This window comes from Bradyrhizobium sp., from assembly GCF_027451485.1.
GTDB lineage: Bacteria > Pseudomonadota > Alphaproteobacteria > Rhizobiales > Xanthobacteraceae > Bradyrhizobium.
Genome location: NZ_DAIDJE010000088.1, coordinates 1 through 4617, shown reverse-complemented (window position 1 = coordinate 4617; position 4617 = coordinate 1). Strand labels below are relative to the sequence as shown.

The 4617-nt window shown below is 61.0% G+C and carries 4 protein-coding genes; 2 read left to right on the top strand and 2 right to left on the bottom strand.

Annotated elements, in window-relative coordinates; genetic code table 11:
- Positions 1–1911 (top strand): di-heme-cytochrome C peroxidase (locus NEZ08_RS11615; protein WP_298106943.1); only part of this gene is annotated, 1911 nt, incomplete at its 5' end.
- Between the two features lie 60 nt (positions 1912–1971).
- On the opposite strand, the gene NEZ08_RS11610 is transcribed toward NEZ08_RS11615, so the two are convergent.
- A complete protein-coding gene (locus tag NEZ08_RS11610; RefSeq protein ID WP_298106941.1) occupies positions 1972–2238 on the bottom strand; it encodes a hypothetical protein in 267 nt (88 codons plus the stop codon).
- Between the two features lie 250 nt (positions 2239–2488).
- Here NEZ08_RS11610 and NEZ08_RS11605 point away from each other — a divergent pair, with 250 nt between their 5' ends.
- Positions 2489–4228, top strand: coding sequence for a methyl-accepting chemotaxis protein (locus NEZ08_RS11605; RefSeq protein WP_298106940.1), 1740 nt, complete (start codon positions 2489–2491; stop codon positions 4226–4228).
- A gap of 112 nt (positions 4229–4340) precedes the next feature.
- Here NEZ08_RS11605 and NEZ08_RS11600 read toward each other — a convergent pair.
- Positions 4341–4617, bottom strand: a 277-nt coding sequence (locus NEZ08_RS11600; RefSeq protein WP_298106939.1) for a hypothetical protein, incomplete at its 5' end; no start/stop codon positions are given.

The window sequence follows — 4617 nt, the reverse complement described above, 5'->3', positions numbered from 1 at the left end:
CGCCACTGGTTTCATCACGTCAGCCAGGGCACCAAGACGTTTCCCGTCCCCTACGCCTGGTTCGTGGCACTGGAGCAGCCGCGAATTCACCTGTTTTCCGCACCCGGCCTACTCAGCGACAGCACCTATCTCGAGCGCTTCGGTTTCATCCCGAGTCCAAAGACTATCCACACGGACAACGCGACCCTGCTGCGCTACGGCTACGGCGATTCCAGTGAAGTCTCCGCGCCGAAGCGCGCCCCGGCCGGCAAATGGCGGGTCGAAAATTTCGACGGGCTCCCGGTTGGATTTGCGCGTCTGACCGGCGCTACCGATCCCGCAACCGGCGTCCCGCAACCCGACCTCATCGGGTTGACTTGCGCGGCCTGCCACACCGGCAGCATTCATTACAAGGGGACAAGCATCCGCTACGATGGCGGCCCGGCAACGGTGAACCTCTACAAGCTCGAGCAGGCCACCGGGCTTTCCATCGCCTATACGCTTGCGTTCTCGAGCCGTTTCAATCGTTTTGCCGCGCGCGTGCTTGGCCCTGACGCCACGGAGGCTCAACGTGAGGAGCTGAAGAAGGGCCTGTCGAAGACTGGCGACTTCGTGAAGGCGCAGGCGGTCACCTTAACGAACCTCTTCGACAGGGTGCACCAACAGGACACCGAGGAAGGTTACGGCCGGCTCGATGCGCTGAACCGGATCGGCAACCAGGTTTTCTACACCGACATGATCGCAAGTGGACTGTCGCCGCCTGAGGGGAACATGCATGTGCGCGACGCGCCGGTCAGCTTCCCGCCGATCTGGACTATCCCGTGGCTGTTGTGGGCGCAGTATGACGCCTCGATCCAGCAGCCGCTCATTCGCAACGCCGGGGAAGCGCTCGGCGTCTCCGCGTTGATCAACCTGTCGCCCGAAGCCCCCATCGACTCCCTGCTCCGTTCGTCCGTCGATATCGAGAACATCGACAGTATCGAGAAGCTGCTGCGCGGCCCGAACCCGTTCCAACAAACGCCGAAGGCTTTTGGCGGCTTGAGGTCACCGAAATGGCCTGTGGATATGTTCCCGGGCGACGACGCCTGGAAGATCGACCCTGAGAAGGTCAGGCGTGGCCGGAAGATCTACGCCGAGATTTGCGTGGAATGCCATCGCGGGCCGGTCAATGACCCCGTGTTCGACAAGCAATATCCAGACCTGAGTTTTTGGTCGCCGAAAGAGATCCACTGGAATCAGGACGGCCCGGTATTCGATGAAGTCCAGAAGAACGTCAAAGGCATGGGCACCGACCCCCAGCAGGCCAACGTCCTCAAGCTCCGCAAGGTCGAGGTACCCGGCTTCCTGGACTTCCAGCCGGTCCGCGATCTCGGAGCGGCCTGGGGATGCCCCAATATGCCAGCCGCCTCATCGGAAATGTCCTATGCGCTGGCGCTGATGATCGCCGTTGATCGGACCGCCAAAAAATGGATGAAAGACCACGACGTCGCGCCAACGGATCAGGCCGCGATGTGGGGGGCGCGAAAGAACTGCCCCAATCCCGGCGATGCGGGGGAACCGCTGCCCTACTACCGCGCACGTCCGTTGAACGGCGTCTGGGCAACGGCGCCTTATCTCCATAACGGTTCCGTGCCCTCGCTCTACTGGATGCTGAAACCGGCCGGAGAGCGTCCGACACAATTCTGCATGGGTACGCGGGATTTCGATCCGCGCCAGGTTGGATTCCATGTTGATGCCGGAGAAAAGCAAACTTGCGCCAGGGGTGAGACGCTGTTTTCGACGGTCGATGCAAAGGGCTCGCCGATCCCAGGCAACAGCAATCTCGGCCATTCCCTTGAAGGCACGCCGGGTCCAGGCAAGCCGGGCGTCATCGGCCGGCTGCTGAAGGACGAGGAGCGCACCGATCTGATCGAGTATCTGAAAACACTGTAGCGCAATAACACAAAGGGGACGACACCGAGCTGTCGCTCCGGTCGTCCCCTCGCAAATCAGTCAATAGCTGTTCTTCGTGCGCCTGGGCTGAACTGTGGATGCACTCGACGATCCGTCAATCGCACGGGCCCCGCCCCACGGATCGGCCGCCGGCTTGTCGGGAATGTTGCGAAGCGAATTTTTATAGGCCCGATCGGTGAATTTCTCTGATTCAATCTGGCCCAACGTCTTCGGCGGATCCGTCGGCGCCGCCGGCGGAGCGACCTGAGCGAACACCGGACCGGCAAGCAACACAGTCAGCAAGCCTACGACAGGAAGAAATTTCATCCCCAAAACTCCCCTTTGATTCCTTTCATATCACTGCGCCTGAAGCGCCGCCATCACAGGCTTGCTCAGATTCTTCGGCAAATTTTTGGAAGCGTCTGAAGCGCGAATTGCCGCACCTTGCGGGCTTCGAAGCAAAGCCGTCCTAACAGCAAGAGGTATTATTGTAATTATAACATGCCTAGAAAATAGTCAGACAATAGATTCTTAAGCATAAGAAGGTACCATCACGGTCGTCTTTTGGGGATTTCGCATGCCGTTCCAGTCAAGATCGCAGCGATTTTCGCTGCTCCGGCTGAAGCTTGGGCCCAAAGCCGTCCTCAGCGCTGCATTTCTGATTGTGATGAACACGGCGCTCCTGGTCGGCGCCGGCTACTGGTCGTTGAACCACGACTTTCGGCTTCGCGCCGAGCGGGACATCGACCGCAGCCTGCGTACACTCACGCTGACCTTCGCCGAAGCCTATCCCGATGCCAAGATCACGCTCGGCAGCGACGGCTCGGTCCAGCGGGTCGTCATCGCCAAAATGCCTGAATTCACCGATCACCGGATCGTCGATCGGGCAACCTCCTACGTCGGCGGCAATGCCACGCTGTTCGTCTATGACGAAGCCACGGACCAATTTGTCCGGCGAACCACGAATGTGAAGAAGGAGAATGGCGACCGCGCCGTCGGGACGCATCTTGCGTCAGACCATCCAGGACAAGCCATCATTCGCCGTGGTGAAACCTACAAGGGACCGGCGATACTGTTCGGACAGCGGTTCTACACAGCCTATCATCCAGTCTTTAACCCGGCCGGCAAGGTGATTGGAATCATCTATGTCGGCATCGCCACCGCAGAGCTTGATGCCATGTTGCGTCAGGCGATCATCGCCATGACGAGCGCCGCCGGTATCGCCGCCATGTTTGCTCTCTTGGCAACCATGCTGCTCGTCCGCCGGGTCACAAAGCCACTCAACGCCGTTACCGATGCCCTTACCACGCTTGCAGATGGCGGGACCGATGTCGAAGTCCGGCATGCCGGCCGGGCGGACGAGATCGGCGCCATTGCGCGCACCATCGACGTTTTCAAGGCCAACCGCATCGAACGCAGGCATCTTGAGACGGAACGGTCGAACGCCGAGAAAGCGGCGGCCGAGCAACGCAAAATGGAACTGAACCGGTTCGTCGAAGCGTTCCGCACGAAGATCGGCGGCATCATCGAACAAGTGCTGAATTCAGCGCATCGCTTCGAGAAAGACGCCCAGCAGCTTTCCGCAACGGCTCGTTCGACCACCGAGATGTCCGGCCAATCAGCCGACGCTTCCAGGCAAGCCTCCGAGCACGTTCGCAGCGCGGCCACCGCCTCCGACGAGCTCTCGCAGTCGATCACCGAGATCAGCCGCAGGGTTCAGGATTCCAACACCGTTGCGGCAGACGCTGTGAAGCAAGCCAGTGCCACCGACCAGCGGATGGCGGAGTTGTCGGCGGCGGGCGACCGGATCGGCGACGTCGTGAAACTGATCACTTCGATCGCGGAACAAACCAACTTGCTCGCGCTCAATGCGACGATCGAAGCGGCACGCGCCGGCGATGCCGGCCGCGGCTTTGCCGTGGTGGCGCAAGAGGTCAAGAACCTGGCCGGCCAGACCGCGAAAGCGACCGACGAGATCAGTTCGCACATCATCAACATGCAGCGCGCCACCGGCGATTCGGTCGAGGCCATCAAGGCGATCGGGCATACGATCGAACGCATCAGCGAAATCACTGCCTCGATCTCCGCTGCCGTCGAGGAACAGGGTACGGCGACGCAGAACATCGCGCACGGCGTACAAGCCGCGGCAGGCGGCACGCTTGAGGTCGCTGAAAACATCGAACGCGTGGCCCGCAACGCCGGTACAAACGAAGCGACCTCGGGCCAGATGCTGCAATCGGCCAAGGCGCTTTCCGACGTCAGCATCCATCTGCGGGACGCGGTCGAAGAATTTCTTGACAGCGTTCGCGCCGCCTGACGTCAGCCACCGCGTGCCACCCGGATCGCGCCGCCCTGCCTTCGACGGCGGGGATTAGTCGGCAGGCCCGACCCGCTTTTGCAGTAGGCCAGGCAACGGTAATTCTCCAGAATCAATCCATTCCGCTCGCCGCTTGCCCGGTCGGCTGTGCTGGACGCCTCCCAGCTGCCACGCGCTTCGCCCGCATGGCCGAAGGTTGCGGCACATCGTTCGATGTCTCTGCCGCGTCATTCATGGCTGCCACCATATCGTCCAGCACCGCCTTGTACTCTCCGCTCGCCTCGGGCCCCGGCAGTTGCGCTTTCTCGGAAGAGCCCTCTTGGGCCTGTGCCGGAACGATGGCGTTGTAATCAAATCGCGCCCGCTCGAGCTTGGCGCCGACAAACCAG